The 18,761-nt window shown below is 48.5% G+C and carries 15 protein-coding genes; 7 read left to right on the forward strand and 8 right to left on the reverse strand.

What is annotated here, in order from left to right; translation table 11 throughout:
• Positions 1–120 precede the first annotated feature (120 nt).
• The 3 genes from HHL16_RS12820 to HHL16_RS12830 all read left to right on the forward strand — a co-directional run bounded on the left by HHL16_RS12820 (position 121) and on the right by HHL16_RS12830 (position 6,420).
• Complete coding sequence (locus HHL16_RS12820; RefSeq protein WP_169425592.1) at positions 121–3,510, forward strand: DUF2723 domain-containing protein; 3,390 nt, start codon at positions 121–123, stop codon at positions 3,508–3,510.
• 212 nt (positions 3,511–3,722) lie between these two features.
• Complete coding sequence (locus HHL16_RS12825) at positions 3,723–4,820, forward strand: VWA domain-containing protein (RefSeq protein ID WP_169425593.1); 1,098 nt, start codon at positions 3,723–3,725, stop codon at positions 4,818–4,820.
• Between the two features lie 73 nt (positions 4,821–4,893).
• Complete coding sequence (locus tag HHL16_RS12830) at positions 4,894–6,420, forward strand: sigma 54-interacting transcriptional regulator (protein ID WP_169425594.1); 1,527 nt, start codon at positions 4,894–4,896, stop codon at positions 6,418–6,420.
• A gap of 72 nt (positions 6,421–6,492) precedes the next feature.
• Here HHL16_RS12830 and murB read toward each other — a convergent pair whose 3' ends face one another.
• The gene (gene murB / locus HHL16_RS12835) at positions 6,493–7,503 is read right to left on the reverse strand and encodes a UDP-N-acetylmuramate dehydrogenase (RefSeq protein ID WP_169425595.1); all 1,011 of its coding nucleotides are present in this window, start codon (positions 7,501–7,503) and stop codon (positions 6,493–6,495) included.
• Between the two features lie 31 nt (positions 7,504–7,534).
• Between murB and HHL16_RS12840 the strand changes: the two genes are divergently transcribed.
• The gene (locus HHL16_RS12840) at positions 7,535–8,191 is read left to right on the forward strand and encodes an NAD(P)H-binding protein (RefSeq protein ID WP_169425596.1); all 657 of its coding nucleotides are present in this window, start codon (positions 7,535–7,537) and stop codon (positions 8,189–8,191) included.
• 16 nt (positions 8,192–8,207) lie between these two features.
• Here the strand turns inward: HHL16_RS12840 and priA are convergent, their stop codons facing one another.
• From priA to HHL16_RS12855, 3 genes are all read right to left on the reverse strand, one after another.
• Positions 8,208–10,658, reverse strand: coding sequence for a primosomal protein N' (gene priA, locus HHL16_RS12845; protein ID WP_169425597.1), 2,451 nt, complete (start codon positions 10,656–10,658; stop codon positions 8,208–8,210).
• A 31-nt stretch (positions 10,659–10,689) separates the two neighbouring features.
• A complete protein-coding gene (locus HHL16_RS12850; RefSeq protein WP_169425598.1) occupies positions 10,690–11,448 on the reverse strand; it encodes a lysophospholipid acyltransferase family protein in 759 nt (252 codons plus the stop codon).
• Positions 11,449–11,523: 75 nt separating this feature from the next.
• Entirely contained in the window at positions 11,524–12,039 is a 516-nt protein-coding gene (locus HHL16_RS12855; protein WP_169425599.1) for a DUF4258 domain-containing protein, read from the reverse strand.
• A 58-nt stretch (positions 12,040–12,097) separates the two neighbouring features.
• Here HHL16_RS12855 and mtaB point away from each other — a divergent pair, with 58 nt between their 5' ends.
• Together mtaB and HHL16_RS12865 are read left to right on the forward strand one after the other, a co-directional pair.
• Entirely contained in the window at positions 12,098–13,372 is a 1,275-nt protein-coding gene (gene mtaB / locus HHL16_RS12860; RefSeq protein WP_169425600.1) for a tRNA (N(6)-L-threonylcarbamoyladenosine(37)-C(2))-methylthiotransferase MtaB, read from the forward strand.
• Between the two features lie 49 nt (positions 13,373–13,421).
• Entirely contained in the window at positions 13,422–13,712 is a 291-nt protein-coding gene (locus HHL16_RS12865) for a hypothetical protein (RefSeq protein WP_169425601.1), read from the forward strand.
• On the opposite strand, the gene HHL16_RS12870 is transcribed toward HHL16_RS12865, so the two are convergent.
• Positions 13,709–14,269 (reverse strand): YdcF family protein, encoded by a 561-nt coding sequence (locus HHL16_RS12870; RefSeq protein ID WP_169425602.1) that lies wholly within the window; start codon positions 14,267–14,269, stop codon positions 13,709–13,711. The two genes, HHL16_RS12865 and HHL16_RS12870, sit on opposite strands and share 4 nt — an antisense overlap.
• Positions 14,269–14,835, reverse strand: a complete 567-nt coding sequence (locus HHL16_RS12875; protein WP_169425603.1) for a DNA-3-methyladenine glycosylase I — start codon at positions 14,833–14,835, stop codon at positions 14,269–14,271. The genes HHL16_RS12870 and HHL16_RS12875 overlap by 1 nt, the downstream gene beginning before the upstream one ends.
• Positions 14,836–15,211: 376 nt before the next feature.
• On the opposite strand from HHL16_RS12875, the gene HHL16_RS12880 reads away from it, so the two are divergent.
• Complete coding sequence (locus HHL16_RS12880; protein WP_169425604.1) at positions 15,212–16,636, forward strand: PAS domain-containing protein; 1,425 nt, start codon at positions 15,212–15,214, stop codon at positions 16,634–16,636.
• On the opposite strand, the gene HHL16_RS12885 is transcribed toward HHL16_RS12880, so the two are convergent.
• Positions 16,637–17,062 (reverse strand): response regulator, encoded by a 426-nt coding sequence (locus tag HHL16_RS12885; protein ID WP_169425605.1) that lies wholly within the window; start codon positions 17,060–17,062, stop codon positions 16,637–16,639. It abuts the gene before it with no gap.
• A gap of 2 nt (positions 17,063–17,064) precedes the next feature.
• Positions 17,065–18,600, reverse strand: a complete 1,536-nt coding sequence (locus tag HHL16_RS12890) for an ATP-binding protein (RefSeq protein WP_169425606.1) — start codon at positions 18,598–18,600, stop codon at positions 17,065–17,067.
• Positions 18,601–18,761 lie beyond the last annotated feature (161 nt).

Below are 18,761 nucleotides of genomic sequence, written 5' to 3' on the forward strand. Positions count from 1 at the left end.
TCCACAAATCACAAAACCTCTACATATATCCTCTGACCGCCTTACATTTAATCTTTTATCCCGCTGGCATTAATAATTTGCTTCCCCTATATTTGCCAAGTTTTAAAACTTAAAAACATTATGAATTTCAACCGGGTAAATAACATCGTAGGTTGGATAGTCTGTCTGATTGCATGCACTGTGTACATCATGACCATGGAACCGACCGGCAGTTTCTGGGACTGCGGCGAGTTCGTATCCAGCGCATACAAATTGCAGATCCCCCACCCACCGGGCGCCCCTCTCTTTGTGCTCTTAGGTAGATTCTTCATCATCCTCTTTGGCGATGATCCCGCTAATGCCGCCAGGGGCGTGAATTTCATGAATGCCATAGCCAGCGGTTTCACCATCCTCTTCCTCTTCTGGACCATTACGCACTTTGCGCGCAAGATTGTTCAGAAAGGTGGAGAAGCGCTCAACAACAGTCAGCTTTTCATTGCAATGGCTGCTGGTGTGGTTGGTGCACTCGCTTATACTTTCTCCGATTCTTTCTGGTACAGCGCCGTTGAAGGTGAGGTTTATGCCCTCTCTTCTCTCTTCACTGCTCTCGTTTTCTGGGCCATCCTGAAATGGGAGCATGAAGTGGACAACGAAAGCACAACAGACGGACATAAATTCTCACGTGCCGACCGCTGGATCATCTTCATCTTCTTCATGATGGGATTGTCTATCGGCGTTCACCTGCTGAACCTCCTTACCATCCCTGCGATCGTACTGGTGTACTACTTCAAACGCTACAAGATCACCAAATGGGGAACCTTCTTCGCCTTCCTCACAGGCTGTGTAATCACAGGTGTGGTGCAGGTAGTGGTGATCCAGTGGAGCATCCGCGGTGCCGGTTCATTCGATATCTTCTTCGTAAATGAACTGGGCATGCCTTTCTTCGTAGGTTTCGGCATCTATTTCGGATTGCTGGCCCTGCTGCTGATTGCCGGACTGCGTTTCACGGATGCCGGTATTCAGAAGTTCACTTTGTTCCCTGTATGGCTCTGTGCTATCATTCTGCTGTTCTGCTTCCCTTTCATCAAGAGTGGCAAAACATTCTTCCTGCTGCTGATTCTGCTGGCAGCGGTTGTATACGGATGTTATGCGTACAGAACAAAGATCTCCAGCTTCCTCCGCATCGGCGTATGGAGCACCATCTTCATCATTCTCGGTTATTCAACATATTTCACCACGCTGGTTCGTTCATCTGCCAATCCTTCAGTGGATATGTACAATGTGGACAATCCCGTGAGCCTTACCGGTTACCTGAGCCGCGATCAGTATGGCGACTGGCCTATTCTGTACGGTCCGGATTTCGTTTACCGTTCTCCCTACATCACTGCAGGTGATCTGTATGCGAAAGGCACCGACAAATATGAAGCAGTAGGCAAGATCCGCAAACAGGATTACAGCGCTGCTCCAACAGAAGAGGACAAAAACGCGATCCTCCGCGACCATCCGGATTGGAATGTAGACAAGATAGGACCGCATATCTTCCCGCGCATGTACGACAACGGCAACGAGCGCAATCAGGAATATGTGTACCGCAATTTCGGCGGACTTGCCAATGACGAACAACCTACGTTCGGCAGCAATATCAGGTACTTTGCCGACTACCAGTTCCGCTGGATGTACTGGCGCTATTTCATGTGGAATTTCGCCGGCAAGCAGAACGATCTGCAGGGCTTCGGCAATCCACGCGATGGCAACTGGAACAGCGGTCTCACTTTTGTTGACAAGATCTTTGGCCATGGCACACCAGATGTACTGCCTGCAACCGCCGGATCGGCCAACAAAGCCAACAACAAATTATTCTTCCTGCCATTCATACTCGGCATCATCGGTTTCGTATTCCAGCTGAACAGAACCAGGAAAGATTTCCTCGTGAACTTCCTCCTGTTCTTCTTCACCGGTTTTGCCATTGTGATCTACCTCAACCAGGCCGGTTATCAGCCGCGTGAGCGTGACTACGCTTATGTGGGATCGTTCTACGCATTTGCTGTATGGATTGGTCTTGGTGTGATCTGGGTGAAAGAAGCGCTGGAGAAATTCGTTTCTTCAACAGTATCCGGATATGTTGCCTTTGCTGTTACGCTCCTCGCAGTGCCTGTTCTGATGGCATCACAGGAGTGGGACGATCACGATCGCAGCAAGAAAGAACTGGCGCGCGACCTCGGTAAAGATTATCTGGAGAGCTGCGCACCAAACGCCATCCTGCTTTCATTCGGTGATAACGATACCTACCCTCTCTGGTATACGCAGGAAGTGGAAGGTGTTCGCAAAGATCTCCGCGTAATCAACTACAGCCTGTTGGGAACAGACTGGTACATCAACCAGCTCCGCTACAAACTCAACCAAAGTGCACCTGCCGATGTGATCTTCACAGCAGATCAGATCCAGGGCAACAAACGCGATATCGTATTCACGGCCGATTACCTGCGCCGCGGCGGATTCAGCAATCTGCTGGCAGGATATGATCCCAATCAATATTACGATCTCTACACCATCCTCAAGAATGTAACGGCCAGCGATGCGCCTAACTTACAGGTAAGGATGTCTGAAGATGAAACCACCAGCTTCCTCCCATCCAACAAAGTAACCATCCCTGTGGATGTGGAAGCAGCACGTGCGTCGCTGAAACTCAATCCCGGCGACACCATCGTTAGCCAGCTGAAACTCGATATCAAAAAGCCATACCTCCAGAAAAATGATCTGGCAGTACTGGCGCTGATCGCAGCCAACAACTGGAAACGCCCTATCTACTTCACTTCTACACAGGAGCTCGAAGAACTGGGACTGGAAAAATATGCACGCATGGAAGGTCTCAGCTACAGACTGGTGCCAATTGAAAATTCTCAGATCGGAACTGATGATTCTTACGTGAACATCATGACCAAATTCGTGTACGGCGGAGCCAATAAGCCCGGTGTTTATTATGATGAAGAAAATCGCCGTCATATCAACAGCATCCGTCAGGCACATGCATTCCTCGGACTGCATCTCGCAGAGAATGGCCAAAAAGACTCTGCGCGCAAAGTGCTGAAGAAATACGACGATAACGTGCTCGAAGAAAATGTACCGTATGGCATGACCTCCAACAGAGGCAACTTCCATAACAGGGTAACCATGACCTTCCTGCTGGCAGCTTATCGTTCAGAAGATTTCGCACTCGCTGCAAAAGTGAACAAGAGCCTAAAGTCTGATCTCGAACAACAACTGAGCTACTACCGTTCACTCGGTACCGGCATGTCCAACGAACAGATGGCGATGGAAGCGATGAACATCATGAATGCCAAAGGCGGCAATCTTTCGGACAAACAGTTCGATTTTGCCAACGACATTCTCTCTTCTTTCCAGATGCTGAGTCAGATCGGCGAATGGGAGAAGCAGTTCAAGCCAGGTGGCAAAAAGAGCGGAGCGGCAGAACATGCAGCTGACAGCCTTGCGAAGCCGGAAGCAGCACCGATCGATACAACAAAACCATAAGCAGGCGAAGCCTCTTAACAATGGATAAACAAAGCGCTCCCTCACCGGAGCGCTTTTCTTTTTGGCACAAAACACAGAGCCTCAGCCATCCACCTTCCCGGCCTTCAAAAACAATTCAGCCTGTATTTTGTAATTAGATGTGGCCGGCCACAGTATTCCCGAAATATCCTTAAATTGAGGGTACTGTGATCGTTGCCACTTAAATAATTGTGATGATAGGATTCAGGTTCAATAAATTCGATCCCAACCAGCAGGGCAAGAGCAGGTTCGACCAGTTGCTGGATGCATTTATGCAACTCCTCACCTACACCAATGGTGATGTGAGCGAGGCGTTGAGCTGGATGAATCAGCTCGACAAAGAATACGAACTCACGGATAAGGAATATGGCATGGGCGACTTCATCGAAGACCTGCGCGATAAAGGGTATATCCAGGAGAACAATGCCAGCGGAGAGATCTCCATAACGCCCAAAACAGAACAGGGCATCCGCAAACGTTCACTCGAAGAGATCTTCGGCAAACTCAAAAAAACAAAACAGGGCGATCACCATAGTTTCAAACCCGGACAGGGAGATGAACAAAATCCCGAAACGCGTCCGTTTCAGTTTGGCGATATGCTCGAACAGATCGATTTCACAGCCAGCATCCGCAATGCACAGATCAATCACGGCATCGAGCGGTTCAATATGCAGGAAGATGATCTCTCTATCCGCGAAACAGATTTCAAGGCACAGACATCCACCGTGCTGATGATAGATATTTCGCACTCCATGATATTGTATGGAGAAGACCGCATCACCCCTGCCAAAAAAGTGGCGATGGCCCTCAGCGAGCTGATCACCACCAAGTATCCGAAAGACACCATCGATATAGTGGTATTCGGCAATGATGCATGGCCGGTGGAGATCAAAGATCTTCCCTACCTTCAGGTGGGACCTTATCACACCAATACGGTAGCCGGTCTCGAACTGGCGATGGACATATTGCGCCGGAGAAAAAATCCGAACAAGCAGATATTCATGATCACAGATGGAAAGCCCACCTGTCTCAAAACAGGCAAACGTTACTACAAAAACAGTTACGGGCTCGACAGAAAGATTACCAGCCGCTGCCTCAATCTGGCAGCACAATGCAAGAAGCTCAAGATACCGATCACCACATTCATGATTGCTACAGACCCTTATCTGCAAAGGTTTGTACAGGAGTTCACTGAAACCAATAACGGAAAAGCATTCTTCGCTTCGCTCGACAGACTGGGTGCATTTATTTTCCGGGACTTCGAGAGCGGCAAAAGAAAAACAGTTTACTGATCGGCCATCAACGCATAGAATTATTCCAACAAATTAAAACCGGAAGGCTATCCATCTTCCCCTCACAGCGGTAATGAAACACAACAATATCACAACACTCAAACAACTGAAAGCCAGCGGCTATAAATCGCGTTCCGTAAAAGACGAGATACGAGCCAACCTCCTTGGCAAACTGAAAAAGCAGGAACAGACCTTCAATGGCATTCTCGGCTATGAAGACACTGTTGTTCCTGATGTAGAGCGGGCGCTGCTTTCGAGGCATAACATTCTCTTCCTCGGATTGCGCGGACAGGCAAAGACACGTATGGCGAGGCAGATGACCGAGTTGCTGGACGAATATATTCCCGTGATCGCAGGCAGTGAGATCAACGATGATCCGCTCAACCCCATCAGCAAATATTCCATCGATCTGATTGCTGCGCATGGCGACGATACGCCCATTCAATGGCTGCACCGCAGTCAGCGTTACGGCGAAAAACTCGCCACACCAGACGTGAGCGTAGCGGATCTGATCGGCGATATCGATCCCATCAAAGCAGCCAATCTGCGACTGAATTTCTCGGACGAACAGGTGATCCACTACGGCATCATCCCGCGCAGCAACCGCGGCATTTTCGTGATCAACGAGGTACCCGATCTGCAGGCCCGCATTCAGGTGGCGCTGTTCAACATACTCGAAGAAGGCGATATCCAGATCCGCGGTTTCAAACTCCGCATGCCGCTGGACATTCTGTTCGTATTCACTGCTAACCCGGAAGACTATACGAACCGGGGCGCCATTGTTACGCCACTCAAGGATCGTATCGAAAGCCAGATACTCACGCACTATCCGAAGAATATCGATACAGCGCTGGCCATCACGGAGCAGGAAGCAGACATCCTCCCCGACCAGTCGAACCTTGTTGAGATCAGCGATCTGCTGAAACGGCTGGTAGAGCAGATTGCCTTCGAGGCGCGCGGCAGCGAACTGGTAGACAAAAAGAGCGGTGTATCGGCACGTCTCAGCATTTCCGCGCTGGAGAATGCCATCAGTGCAGCCGAGCGACGTGCCGTGCTCAATAAAGAAAAACAAACACAGGTGTGGGTGTCCGATATGGTGGGTGTGATACCGAGCATCACCGGAAAGATAGAACTGGTATACGAAGGCGAGCAGGAAGGTCCGTATCAGGTGGCTATGAACCTGCTGGAACGCGCTATCCGCAGCCAGTTCATCAATTACTTCCCTAATCCTGAAACACTGAAGAAAAAGCGTACACAGGCGCAGCAGGAAGAGAATCCATACCGCAGCATTCAATCGTGGTTCGATAAAGGCAATACCCTCGATCTGCTGCTGAATGTGAAAGACGATCAAAAGATACAGCAACTCTACAAGGTAGATGGCCTGCATGCACTGGTGAAAAAATTCTTCAAGAATGCCAATGAACGCGAAGCGGCATTGCTGATGGAATTTGTACTGCACGGATTATCGGCTTTCTCGATGATCAGCAAGAAGATTGTGGAGAATAAGATCGAGTTCAAAGACCTGATGGGAAGCATGCTGAATCTCGGCAACACTACTTCTTTTTCGGATGAAGAGTTCGACAGCGAAGATTTCAATTAAGTACTGTCAGTAACATAACAAAAGGCGATCCGCATATTTTGCAGGATCGCCTTTTGCATTGATATCTTTCAATCAGATGATGTTCACTTCGCGTTCGAGTTCCACACCGAATTTATTTTGCACACTGTCTACGATCTCTGTACTCAGCTCGTAGATCTCGGCGCCGGTGGCATTACCATAATTCACTAAAACCAGCGCCTGCTTTGCATGACAGCCGGCATCGCCTCTGCGGAATCCTTTCCATCCGCATTGTTCGATGAGCCATCCGGCAGCGAGCTTCACAGATCCGTCGGGATTATTGTATCCGACAATACCTTCAAAATTTTGCTTCAGCTGTTGAAACTGAGCAGCAGGTATGGAAGGATTTTTGAAGAAACTCCCCGCATTGCCGATCACAGCAGGATCGGGCAGTTTGCTTCGGCGGATATTGATCACAGCTTGCGATACTGCCGCAATGCTCAATTCCTTTACGCCCATTTTCTCCAACTCCTGTTCGATGGCGCCATAGCTGGTATTGAATTTCGGTTGTTTCCTCAGCCGGAATACCACATTCAGTATCACGTACTGATCTTTCAGCTGACGCTTGAACACGCTTTCGCGGTATCCGAAACCACAATCGTTATTGGAAAATGTGCGGGTTGTTTTTTCGTTCCAGTGCCAGGCTTCGAGTTCTTCAAATACATCTTTTACTTCCACGCCGTAGGCGCCGATATTCTGCATGGGGCTTGCTCCTACATTGCCCGGAATGAGGCTGAGATTCTCCACGCCGGCCCATCCTCTGCTGATGGCAGTCTGCACAAACCCGTGCCAGTTCTCCCCTGCTCCCACTTTTACGTAGTAGTATTCGTCGGTTTCGTCGATTAATTCAATGCCGGTCAATTCATTTTTCAACACCCATCCGTTGAAGTCGCGGGTAAGCAGCATATTGCTTCCTCCTCCTAACACAAGTCTGGGGCTGCTTTCAGACAAAGCCGTCAATTCCTGCAGTTCGTCCACTGTTCCAAATGTGGAAAACTGCCTTGCCTGGGCGTCAATGCCCATAGTGTTGTATTGCCTGAGTGAAATATTTTGCTGAATTTGCATAAAGCTGTGTTGGTAGCAAAATAACGAAATTATGCAAAGACAAACAGCAGTGGTTCTCGGCGCCACCGGAATGGTCGGCGGAATTTTATTGCAGCAGCTCCTTCAGAACGATCAGTTCAGCACTGTAAGAATACTGGTGCGGCATCCTCTGCACTTTCAACATCCCAAACTGGAAATAAAACAGGTGAACTTCAACGACGCCGAAAGCTTTGAAGACACCCTCGGCGATGGCGATGTACTATTCTGCTGTGTAGGTACCACTCAGAAACGCGTGAATAACGATAAGACAGCCTACCGTAAAGTAGATTACGATATTCCTGTTACAGCTGCGCAGCTTGCTGCCAAACATCATTTCAGTAAGTACCTGCTTATTTCTGCAGTTGGCGCCAGTCCTAATTCAGGCAATTTCTATCTGCAACTGAAAGGATCTGTGGAAGAAGATATCAGCACACTTCCTTTCGACAGTATTCATATTTTCAGACCATCCCTGCTGCTCGGCCATCGCAATGAAAAACGCAGTGCGGAAAAACTGATGCAAGCTGTACTGCCTGCTCTTAGCTGGATGATGATTGGTCCTATGCGCAAGTACCGCCCGATCGAAGCCGGCAAAGTGGCGGAAGCCATGGTGAATGCAGCACTCTCCGACAGCAAAGGGCTGCAGGTGTATGAGTATGATAAAATGAAATGATTGGAGAAAAAGATTCTTACTGCGTATCCACATCAGGAATAATCACCACCGACCGGAAACGCTTATCATTATGCAGCACCGCAATCTGATCCTGTATCTGCTGCTTGCATCGCGAAATGAGTGCCGTATCCTTCGGCAATTTGAACATCAGCTCCATCAGATATTGATTGCGCACACGGTTCACCACAGGCTCTGCCGGACCAACCATATACTGTCCGAACTGCGGTTTCAGATATTCTGCCAGCTGCTTCGCTGCGCCATTCACCAGATCCTTCGACTTGTTCCTGAACGTAAGCAGTATGATCCGCGAGAATGGCGGGTACATAAATTGCCGCCTCGCTTCTATCTCCGTTTTGAAGAATGCCGGATAATTGTGTTGCTGCACGTAATGCAGCACAGGATGCGCCATCTGCGATACCTGGATCATCACATGGCCTTCGCCATCCTTCCTTCCTGCACGCCCGCTCACCTGTTCCATCAATTGAAAGGCCCGTTCATTCACACGGAAATCGGCGAAGCTGAGCAGACTGTCAGCATCGAGCACACCCACGAGATTCACGTTCTCGAAGTCGAGCCCCTTCACCACCATCTGCGTTCCTACGAGCACCTGAATGCGCTGCTGTTCGAATTGCTGAATGAGGTTGTCGTGTGCAGTTTTTCCGCGAACGCTGTCGATATCCATCCGCGCCACTTTCACGCCGGGCAATTGCTCTTCGAGATGTTCTTCGATACGCTCGGTACCGAAATTCTGCTGAAGAAAATGGTGATTGCCGCAAGCCTGACAAGTGTACACCAACGGATACACTGTTCCGCAGTAATGGCAATGCAGTTTATTGGTGTTCTTGTGGAAGTTGAGACTAACATCACAGAACTTGCATTGCGGTATCCAGCCGCAGGTCTGGCAGACCTGATACGGCGAATAGCCGCGTCTGTTCTGGAATAAGATCACCTGCTTGCCTGCTTCGAGCGATCGCTGGATCGCTGTTTTGAGATCAGGTGTGAGGATCACTTTTTCCTTATTGGTCTTCGGAGTTTTCTTGATGTCTATCAGTTCGATGGTAGGCATCTTCACACCACCGAATCTTTCGCTGAGTTCTACGAATCCGTATTTCTGTTGCTGCGCGTTGTAATAGCTTTCAACAGAAGGCGTGGCACTGCCGAGCAGCACGCGCGCTTTGAATAACGATGCGTAATATATCGCTGCGTCGCGCGCATTGTAGCGCGGTGCGGGTTCGTGTTGTTTGTAACTGGGATCGTGTTCTTCATCCACCACCACCAATCCGAGATCGGAAAATGGAAGGAATAAGGATGATCTTGCACCGAGCACTACTTTCAGTTCTCCGTTCTTCACTTTATTCCATATCTCGATGCGTTCGTTCTGATTGAATTTGCTGTGATAAATGCCGATGTATCCGCCGAAATGCTTTTGCAGCCTGCGGATGATCTGGCTGGTGAGTGCGATCTCCGGAAGCAGGTACAACACTTGTTGCCCCTGCCGGATCACTTTTTCGATCAACTTCACGTACACCTGCGTTTTGCCGCTGGCGGTTACTCCATGCAATAAGGTGACTGCTTTCTGATCGAAGGATTCCACTACTTTTTCGTAGGCTTCCTGCTGTGCAGCTGTGAGCGTAAAATCGATGGTGATATTTTGCGGCAGATAGAGTAACCGATCTATGTTTCGTTTCTCCAGCCAGAGAATGTTCTTATCCACCAAACCTTTCAGCTGCGAATCGGAGGCGCCGCTTTTTTTCAGCAGTTCCGATTTGGTTACTTCTCCTACCGTCTTTTGCAGGTGGAGATAACTGAGCAGCAGCTCCATCTGCTTTTCGGCGCGCTGCAGTTTTTTGTCTTCGTTGAGCAGCTGCGCCAACGCCTCTTCATCATCGTAGGCAACGTTGAGCTGAACAAAAGTTTCTTTCTTGGGCGAATAAGTTTCTTTCAGCGCTTCCCAAACCATGCAGACCTTCTTTTCGATGAGTCTCTTGATAACGGGATAAACGTGCGATGAATCGAGTATCTGCTGTACCTCCGGTACTTTGAGTTCTTTTCTGATGAGCAATGCTTCGGCAACAAGGTATTCGTCGTGATCGAGTGCGGAGAAATCCTCTCCGTATTCTTCGCTGAACACGATGGTGGTTTCGCTGCTGAGTTTGAAATGCGAAGGCAATGCAGCCGCCATCACTTCACCTTCGGAGCACATATAGTATTGTGCAATCCAGTTCCAGAGTGAGAGCTGATGATCGAAGATGATGGGCTCCACATCGAGCACGTTCAGTATTTCTTTCGGCTCGAATGCCTGCGGCATTATATCGTGGATGGCACGGATAACACCTGCGTACTTTTTGTTCTTGCCCAGCACCACTTCTACACGAACACCCGGACGCACCTGATCTCTGAACCGTTCGGGTACACTCCAGGTATAATTCCTGGGCAGGGCCAATGGTATGATTACTTCTGCAAACAAGAGATCAAATGTAAGTCAGATCATCGGGTTTTCAACTGATCCAGTCCGCCTTGTATTTCCGGAGGGCATCTTCCATGAGATTGAATACGCGCTCTTTGAGTATGGACACATCTTTCGACGTTAACCCTTCTACCGGAACGGGTGGGAGAAATATGCTGCGCGAACGGCCGGGATTGAGCGATACAATGCTTTTGTAGTGCTGTCTCGCATAAGTATCCAGAAAAAGCACAGGTTTGATGGGCGTTTGCGTTTCGATGGCAATTTTGAATGCACCGTCGTAGAAACTGCGCAACGGCTGATGTGTTTCATTGAAAGTGCCTTCGGGGAATATGAAGATGGATATGCCTTTGTGAATGGCAGACTTGAGTATGCGTACACTCTTTGCCCTGTTCTCCGCACTGCTGCGATCTACTGTTACTGCTGCATTGCGGTAGATGAATCCGAATACAGGCACTTTGCTCATTTCGGCTTTGGCCAGAATGCGCACCGGTTGCCGAACCGTTTTCACAATAACAGGAATATCGAGATAGGAAATATGATTGGCAACGAAGATGAACTGCTGCTTTTTATCATGCGGAACTTCAAAGATATTCTTATGCCGGATGCCGATCAGAAAGAACCATACATCGGCCCAGAAGGCGCATGCGCGATAAATAAAATTACCTCCTTTTATCTTTCCGAAGAAGGATGCTACGATCACAACCGGAAAAACCAGCAACATCAGCAACACGAATGTGATGCATGCATAGAGGAAGTAGAGGCCTTTAATGGGTAATAACAAATACTTCATCAGGGTAGAAAGCGTAAATATAATATTCGTGTACCAGAATGCGTAACCGCTTCGGGCCTTTACCCTTGTTTTAACTTATTTGCAATCACATGGCCATTCGGTATCGAGGTCTATTACGGTGATCACCACCATTCCGCGGTCCGATGGAGCAAAAATGATGCGCACTTCCTGCCCATCTCTGGTCCGGCCTTCGAGTGCGTATTTGGGATCTGGGCGGGCGGCCGGTTCCGACTTGCGTTCGTTGATGCGGCCGTTTTGCAGAATCTCACGCACTTCGTCCTCATCGATATGGCGGCAGCCCATGCGGCAACGGGCATGTTTAGTGAAAATGAGTTGTCCGGGGCGGTTGCGGTCGAATCCGGGAATGCGGGTTGGCTCATCACTGGGTGGGCGTGATGGATCCCGGCGACCGGTGTCGTTGTTCCGGTAGCGCTCCTGCTTTGCCCTGATAGCCCTTTCCGCCTGTCGGATCACCTGCTCCTGCCGGGCCTCTTCCCCCTGCTTTTTGTTGCGGTACTTCACATATACGGTGATTATCAGGCTGGCAAGCACCAGCAGCACTACATAGATCCTGCTCTGATTGGTTCTCATTCCCACTATTTTGTGCAATTTAACGGCAAAACGTAAACTATCCTATCTTTGCGCCCTGATGGAAACAAAAAGAACAGTGGCATTTCATACGTTGGGTTGCAAACTCAATTTCTCCGAGACCTCTACCCTGGCAAGACAGCTGGAAAATGAAGGATTCGAGAAACGGGCGTTCGACGACCTCGCAGACGTGTATGTGATCAACACCTGTTCCGTTACCGAGAATGCCGATAAGGAGTGCCGCCATCTGGTACGCCGCATTCAGCGTAAAGCCCCCGAAAGTCTGGTGGTGATCACCGGATGTTACGCCCAGCTGAAACCAAAGGAGATCGCTGAGATCCCCGGTGTGGACCTGGTGCTGGGAGCCGCTGAGAAATTCAATATCGGCCATCACCTCAAAGAGCTCACCAAAGGGAATTCCGCACTCATCTGCAGCTGCGATATCGAAGAAGTGAGCGGATTCAACTCGTCTTACAGCGCCAACGACCGCACCCGCACCTTCATGAAAGTGCAGGACGGATGCGATTACAACTGTTCTTTCTGCACCATTCCCATGGCCCGCGGCAAGAGCCGTAGCGACAGTATAGAAAATGTAGTGAAACACGCAACGCGCCTCGCATCCGAAGGTGTGAAAGAAATAGTGCTCACGGGCGTAAACCTCGGCGATTTCGGCAAGGGCCCCGATGGCGACAAAAAACACGAAGAAGACTTCTTTCAGCTGGTGAAAGCGCTCGACGAAGTGGAAGGCATTCAGCGTTACAGAATTTCCTCGATCGAACCGAACCTGCTCACCAATGAGATCATCGAACACGTAGCCAACAGCAACAAGTTCATGCCTCATTTCCATATTCCGCTGCAAAGCGGTAGCAACCGCATACTCGGACTGATGCGCCGCCGCTACAAACGCGAGCTCTATGCCGAACGCGTGCAGCTGATCAAAACCCTGATGCCACATTGCGCCATCGGAGTTGACGTAATCGTTGGATTCCCCGGCGAAACGGCTGAAGATTTCAAAGAAACATTCGACTTCCTCCATTCACTCGACATATCTTATCTCCACGTGTTCACGTACTCGGAAAGAGACAACACAAAGGCGCTGGAAATTACGCCTGTGGTGCCCATCGAAGTAAGGCATGAGCGCAACAAGAGCCTCCGTAACCTGAGTTACATGAAAATGCAGTACTTCACCCAACTTCATGCGGGTCAGACACGTAAAGTATTATTTGAGAAGTTCGACCACAGCGGCATGATGGAAGGATATACCGACAACTACATCAAGGTAACCACTCCGCACCGTGCAGAATGGGCCAACCAGATTGTAGAATGGACCCTCTAAACAGGCATATTCAACCTTTTGCTGCTATTTACTGTTATATTTCTCAGACATGAAGAAATACCAGGTGACGATACAATTTGAGATGGACGATGATTTTACTTCCCTGGTCCCCTCCCACCGTGTATACATCAATACATTGATCGAGAAAGGGATCATTGATCAGTATGTGGTAAGCATGGAATCGCAGCGCATATGGATCACTTTCACAGCAGAAGAGAAAGAGGATGTAGACAGCTACCTCACCCAATCCCCCCTCTACAGATACTGGGACTATGAGATCGACGAATTGTTTGTGGTGGACGGTCAGCATTACCGCCTGCCCGCACTTCGCCTCAATTAGTACACCAGCATGTATTTGTAGTATGCCGGGAACTCGCGCAGGAGATACAGGATATCTTTTCCGAAATAACTGCGCGAATGATCTCCATATACTTTTTTCACACCCAGTTTCTGAAGAATATACTTACATCTCAGTACATGGAACCAACTAGACACAGCCACCGCTGATTCGTATTTCAGCTGCTGATTCGCCTCCACAAAATTCTTAGCCGTGAGATAACTGTTGTTGCCGAGATTGTCTGTGATGATATCCGCAACCGGCACTCCCTGTTGAATAAGGTAATTGCGCATGGCGTCTCCTTCGGGATATCCGGAATCGCCGATGCCTCCGCTGACGAAGATCTTTTTCACCTGATGATTGTTGTAAAGATGCAGCGCAGCATCTACCCTTCCACGCAGCCAGGGAGAAAGGGTTCCATCCTTATACACTTCATTGCCTAAAACGATGGCTACATCTGCTTTCCCGTCGAATGAGCGAAGCCCCACTATTGCAGCGATGCTGCAATGCACTGCAACCCATAACACCAGCAGTTGCAGTACGCGTTTGATCCATTTCATTATTTCTTCTTCTTGATTTGAGCCCAGGCGGGTTTTTGTTTCAGCACTTTTTTGTGAATGGCGCAGGTGTCGATATGCGCACCGGGAAGATAGCCCGTACTCATGAGAAATTCATTGACGATTTCTCCACCGGTGAATACGAATGTTTTTTTGAAGAGCTTCATCCATTCTTCTTTTGTCATGGGATGATGCGCATCGAGCCATCTCTCAAACGATCCAAACTCCTTTTGCAGCGTTTTGATTCGTTTGGCATTTTCGATGGCAGCATTCACTTTGAGTTTATTGCGGATGATGCCGGCATCTTCCAGTAAGGCAGCTATTTTCTTTTCGGAGTAGCGGCTCACTTTGTCGATATCGAAATTATCGTAGGCTGCAAAGAAATTATCTTTTTTACGAAGGATGGTGATCCAGCTCAGTCCGGCCTGATTGATTTCGAGCACCAGCCGGGCAAAGAGTTCATTATCGTTGTGAATAGGAAATCCGTATTCGTTGTCGTGGTAATGGATATTCGGGTTACCCGCTTCCATTCCGCTCACTGCCTGGCAATAACTGCTCGGTTTGATCATTGGGTTTTCTGAATTTGCGTTCAAAGTTAATCGGTTCTTTCCCAGCTGCCGGAAGAGATTTGTGAAATGTCAATCGCTGATCATACAGGGCTGGCTGTCAGGCATCAAGTTACCGGATTTCTTTATTGAGCGTTTAATGCCGCCCATTTTTTTATGCAGAAATATTAGTACCTTTTTCCTGTAATTGTACGAGGCAATTCTCCGCAACACCTTATCCTTAGGGCAATTCCTGACTATGACCCGCATTTCCGTACCCTGCCCAGTGCAGGAGATGCGACATTTATTTACAAAAAGCCGAAAACTAAAGGTTAGCAATAACCGTAAATGGTTAGATGTCAATCCGGAATCGACCGGCATCACACCACAAATCAGCGCTATGATCAATTCTACGCATCCGCTTCATATCCTCGTAATTGAAGATAGTCAGAGCGACTTTTACCTGTTTAATGAATACCTGAGACTAACGAAGCTGCCCGTTCAGACCCTGCAACACGCCCAAAGCCTGGCCGAAGCCATTACGCTTGTGCAGGATTTTCAACCAGACCTTATTTTTCTCGATCTTACCCTTCCCGACAGTGAGGGGGCTGCCACTTTTACGCAGCTGCATCAGCAGGCTTCTCATATTTCCATTATCGTACTCAGCGGTCTCGACGACAAACAGATTGCCCTTCAAACCATTACCGAAGGTGCACAGGATTACCTGATGAAAGGCGAGTTCGACGAGAAACTGCTCACCAAAACCATCATGTACAGCCTTGAGCGGAAAAAAATATTGCAGCACGTGGTGGAGAACTACGAACGCTACAACACCATCATCAAAGCTACCAACGATACCATCTGGGAATGGAACCTCAACGATCATAAGATCACCTGGAACGATGGTATCACCAATACTTTCGGTTATCCTGCCTCGAAAGTGCAACCGACAACGGCCTGGCATCACAAGAACATCCATCCGGACGACCGGGAGCGGGTGCTCACCAAAATTGCCAGCTGCCTCAGCGACGGCATCAGCCAGTGGGAAGAAGAATACCGCTATCTCGGAGCAGACGGCAGCTACCGTTTTGTGTACGACCGTGGCTATATTCTGAAATCGGAACACAAACCCTATGGCATGATCGGCGCTATGCTCGATATCACCGAACGCAAGAGAAAGCAGGAAGAACAGATAGAAACGCAGAAACTGATCACCCGCATCACCATTCAAACGCAGGAGCAGGAAAGAAGGGATATAGGACTGGAGCTGCACGACAATATCAACCAGATACTCGCCACTGCCAAGCTCTGCGTGGATATGGCCATCAACGAAGAAGATATCAGCAAAGAACTGCTGTACAAAAGCTACGACAGCATTTCGAAAGCCATCAATGAGATAAGAAGTTTATCCAAGAATCTGGTACCGCCTTCACTGGGCGATATCGGGCTGAAGGAAGCCCTGCTGGAGATGATCGAGAACATGAGCGTATCGCAGGGACTGAAGATCAAGATCAGGGCAAATGATCCGCATGTGGAGAGTCTCAGCAACAACAAGAAGCTGATCATTTACCGCATTGTGCAGGAGCAGGTGAACAATATCGTAAAACATGCAAGGGCCAGCCTTGCAGAAATAGAACTGAAAACAGATCAGCAGTTCACCCGTCTCACAATAAAAGACAATGGTATCGGATTTGATCCACGCAAAAAAGGGAAAGGCATTGGTTTACACAACATCATGAGCCGTGTTGAGATGCAGAACGGCGAAATGGAGATCATCAGCGCTCCCGGTGAGGGATGTACGCTGAAGATTGTGATGCCGCTCTGATCAGAATTTCTCCGGGAAGTGCTGGTGCAGAACATCCATCAGCATTTCCGTTGTGAGAGGTTTGTTTCTGAACTCCGCAATCAGTCCATGGTTGCGGGCTTTCACTTCATCTTCCGGATTATAAGAGGTGGTGAGCATTACCACAATTACCCTGGCTTTTTGAGCAGGTGTGAGTTTCTGGTATTCTTCCAGAAATTCCCAACCGTCCATAGCAGGCATGTTGATGTCGAGAAAGATGAGGTCGGGCGTAGAGCCTGAGCCTGCCACTTCTTCGATCTCAGTGGTAAGGTATTCAAGGGCATCGGGTGCGCTTTGTTCTACCTGAACATTTTCTGCGCACTCCGCTTCTTCGATGATCAGTTTGTTCAGAAAGTTGGTTGGTTCATCGTCGTCGATCAATAGGATGCAGTTCAATTTTCGTCTCATAATTACTGTATTTCTGAAATCGTAAAGAAAAAGGTGCAGCCTTCGTTCTGTGCAGACTCTACCCAGATCTTCCCTCCGTGCAGTTCTACTATTTTTTTACAGTTCGCAAGGCCGATGCCGGTTCCTTCGTATTCGGTTCGTTTGTGCAGTCGCTGAAATAACACAAACACTTTTTCGTGATAGGCAGGATTGATGCCTATGCCATTATCTTTGAATGAAAAGACCCAATGTCCGTTTTCTCTCAGGGCGCCTACCCTGATATCCGGACTGATGCCCGGTTTTCTGAATTTGAGTGAATTACTGATCAGGTTCTGAAAGAGCTGTTTCAATTCAACTTTGTAAGCATTCACAGTTGGCAGCGATTCGCATTGAACAGCCGCATTGTTTTCTCTGATGCTCTGATCCAGATCTCCTACCACATCCTGCAGCAGCTCGTTGCAATCTACTTCTACCAGTTCTTTCTCCCTGCCGATTCTCGAATAGTCGAGCAGGTTGGTGATCAGTACCTTCATACGATCCGAGCTCTGATGAATGAAATCGAGGTATTGATCCGCTGTTTCATCCATCTGCCCGTGATATCTTTTCCGCAGGAGATCCACAAAAGCCGAAGTGGTTCTGAGGGGTTCCTGCAGGTCGTGCGAAGCTACGTAAGCAAATGTTTCCAGCTCACGGTTTTTTCGCTCCAGTTCTTCGGTGCGTTGCTGTACCTTTTTTTCCAATGAGCTGTTGGCTTCCCGGATCTCTTTTTCCATTCTCTTCTTTTCCGATACATCCCGGATCGCTGCGATGAGCAGCAGGCCATCTTCTGTTTGCAATGGGCTGAGACTGATCTCGATGGGAAACTCCGGTTCCCCTGCCCGCTTGCCGAAACATTCTATTCTGTCTACCTGTGTAGTGTTTCCGTCTGTATTGGCGGCTGCACTGGTTCTGATAATTCCCAGCAGCCTGTCGAAACTGCTCAGCATCAGCTGGTCGATGCTTTTGCCGATCATGGTTTCGCGGTTCAGTCCGAACATCTTTTCGGTTTGCGCATTCACCAGCTGCACCGTTCCGTTGCCATCCATTATCACCATACAATCCGGAGCCACTTCGAGCAGGGTCCTGAATTTATCTTCTGCTTTCTCTCTCTGCTGTATTTCCGCTTCCAGCTGCGACGATGTTCTGAGTTTGATGGCCAGCGGCATCAGCTTTATCAGATATACTACAGTGGTCCAACTGATCAATCCTGTAATGAGCCGCATCAGTGCTCCTAACCTGTATGCAGGATACCAGAAGGAGAGCGCATCGAATAAATGCGTTGCTCCACAGGCACATATGAAACCTGCAAAAAGGAAATAGAGCCGGAAAAATCTTGCGTCGTGTCTTCTGGAAATGTAGCGTATGATGATCAGCGGAATCGCAAAATAGGCTGACCAGACCAATAAATCGCTTATGATGAAGAGCCACCCATGAAAATCGGTCCATTTTCCACAATACCAGCGGGGTGGCCAATCAGATGTATCCAGTAATTTTTCAAAGAATTCGATCACCTGGTGCATATGGGTAATGATTGTAACCATCCATTGCAACCCCTTCAGGTATGGATATGCATAGGATGTAGGCCTTTAAAGTTACAATCATTTTTTTTTATTTATCAAGTGAAGGGAATTAAGATGATTCATATAAATTTTATTCATATTTATTTGACATAACGCAATGT

Origin of the sequence: Pseudoflavitalea sp. G-6-1-2 (assembly GCF_012927185.1) — a bacterium.
In the GTDB taxonomy this organism is placed as follows: Bacteria; Bacteroidota; Bacteroidia; order Chitinophagales; family Chitinophagaceae; genus Pseudobacter.

What these genes read in the sequence shown, in the direction of transcription:
- HHL16_RS12820 (WP_169425592.1), top strand. Translation starts at nt 121, where the DNA reads ATGAATTTCAACCGGGTAAATAACATCGTAGGTTGGATAGTCTGTCTG.
- HHL16_RS12825 (WP_169425593.1), top strand. Translation starts at nt 3,723, where the DNA reads ATGATAGGATTCAGGTTCAATAAATTCGATCCCAACCAGCAGGGCAAG.
- HHL16_RS12830 (WP_169425594.1), top strand. Translation starts at nt 4,894, where the DNA reads ATGAAACACAACAATATCACAACACTCAAACAACTGAAAGCCAGCGGC.
- murB (WP_169425595.1), bottom strand. Translation starts at nt 7,503, where the DNA reads ATGCAAATTCAGCAAAATATTTCACTCAGGCAATACAACACTATGGGC.
- HHL16_RS12840 (WP_169425596.1), top strand. Translation starts at nt 7,535, where the DNA reads ATGCAAAGACAAACAGCAGTGGTTCTCGGCGCCACCGGAATGGTCGGC.
- HHL16_RS12850 (WP_169425598.1), bottom strand. Translation starts at nt 11,448, where the DNA reads ATGAAGTATTTGTTATTACCCATTAAAGGCCTCTACTTCCTCTATGCA.
- HHL16_RS12855 (WP_169425599.1), bottom strand. Translation starts at nt 12,039, where the DNA reads ATGAGAACCAATCAGAGCAGGATCTATGTAGTGCTGCTGGTGCTTGCC.
- mtaB (WP_169425600.1), top strand. Translation starts at nt 12,098, where the DNA reads ATGGAAACAAAAAGAACAGTGGCATTTCATACGTTGGGTTGCAAACTC.
- HHL16_RS12865 (WP_169425601.1), top strand. Translation starts at nt 13,422, where the DNA reads ATGAAGAAATACCAGGTGACGATACAATTTGAGATGGACGATGATTTT.
- HHL16_RS12870 (WP_169425602.1), bottom strand. Translation starts at nt 14,269, where the DNA reads ATGAAATGGATCAAACGCGTACTGCAACTGCTGGTGTTATGGGTTGCA.
- HHL16_RS12875 (WP_169425603.1), bottom strand. Translation starts at nt 14,835, where the DNA reads ATGATCAAACCGAGCAGTTATTGCCAGGCAGTGAGCGGAATGGAAGCG.
- HHL16_RS12880 (WP_169425604.1), top strand. Translation starts at nt 15,212, where the DNA reads ATGATCAATTCTACGCATCCGCTTCATATCCTCGTAATTGAAGATAGT.
- HHL16_RS12885 (WP_169425605.1), bottom strand. Translation starts at nt 17,062, where the DNA reads ATGAGACGAAAATTGAACTGCATCCTATTGATCGACGACGATGAACCA.
- HHL16_RS12890 (WP_169425606.1), bottom strand. Translation starts at nt 18,600, where the DNA reads ATGCACCAGGTGATCGAATTCTTTGAAAAATTACTGGATACATCTGAT.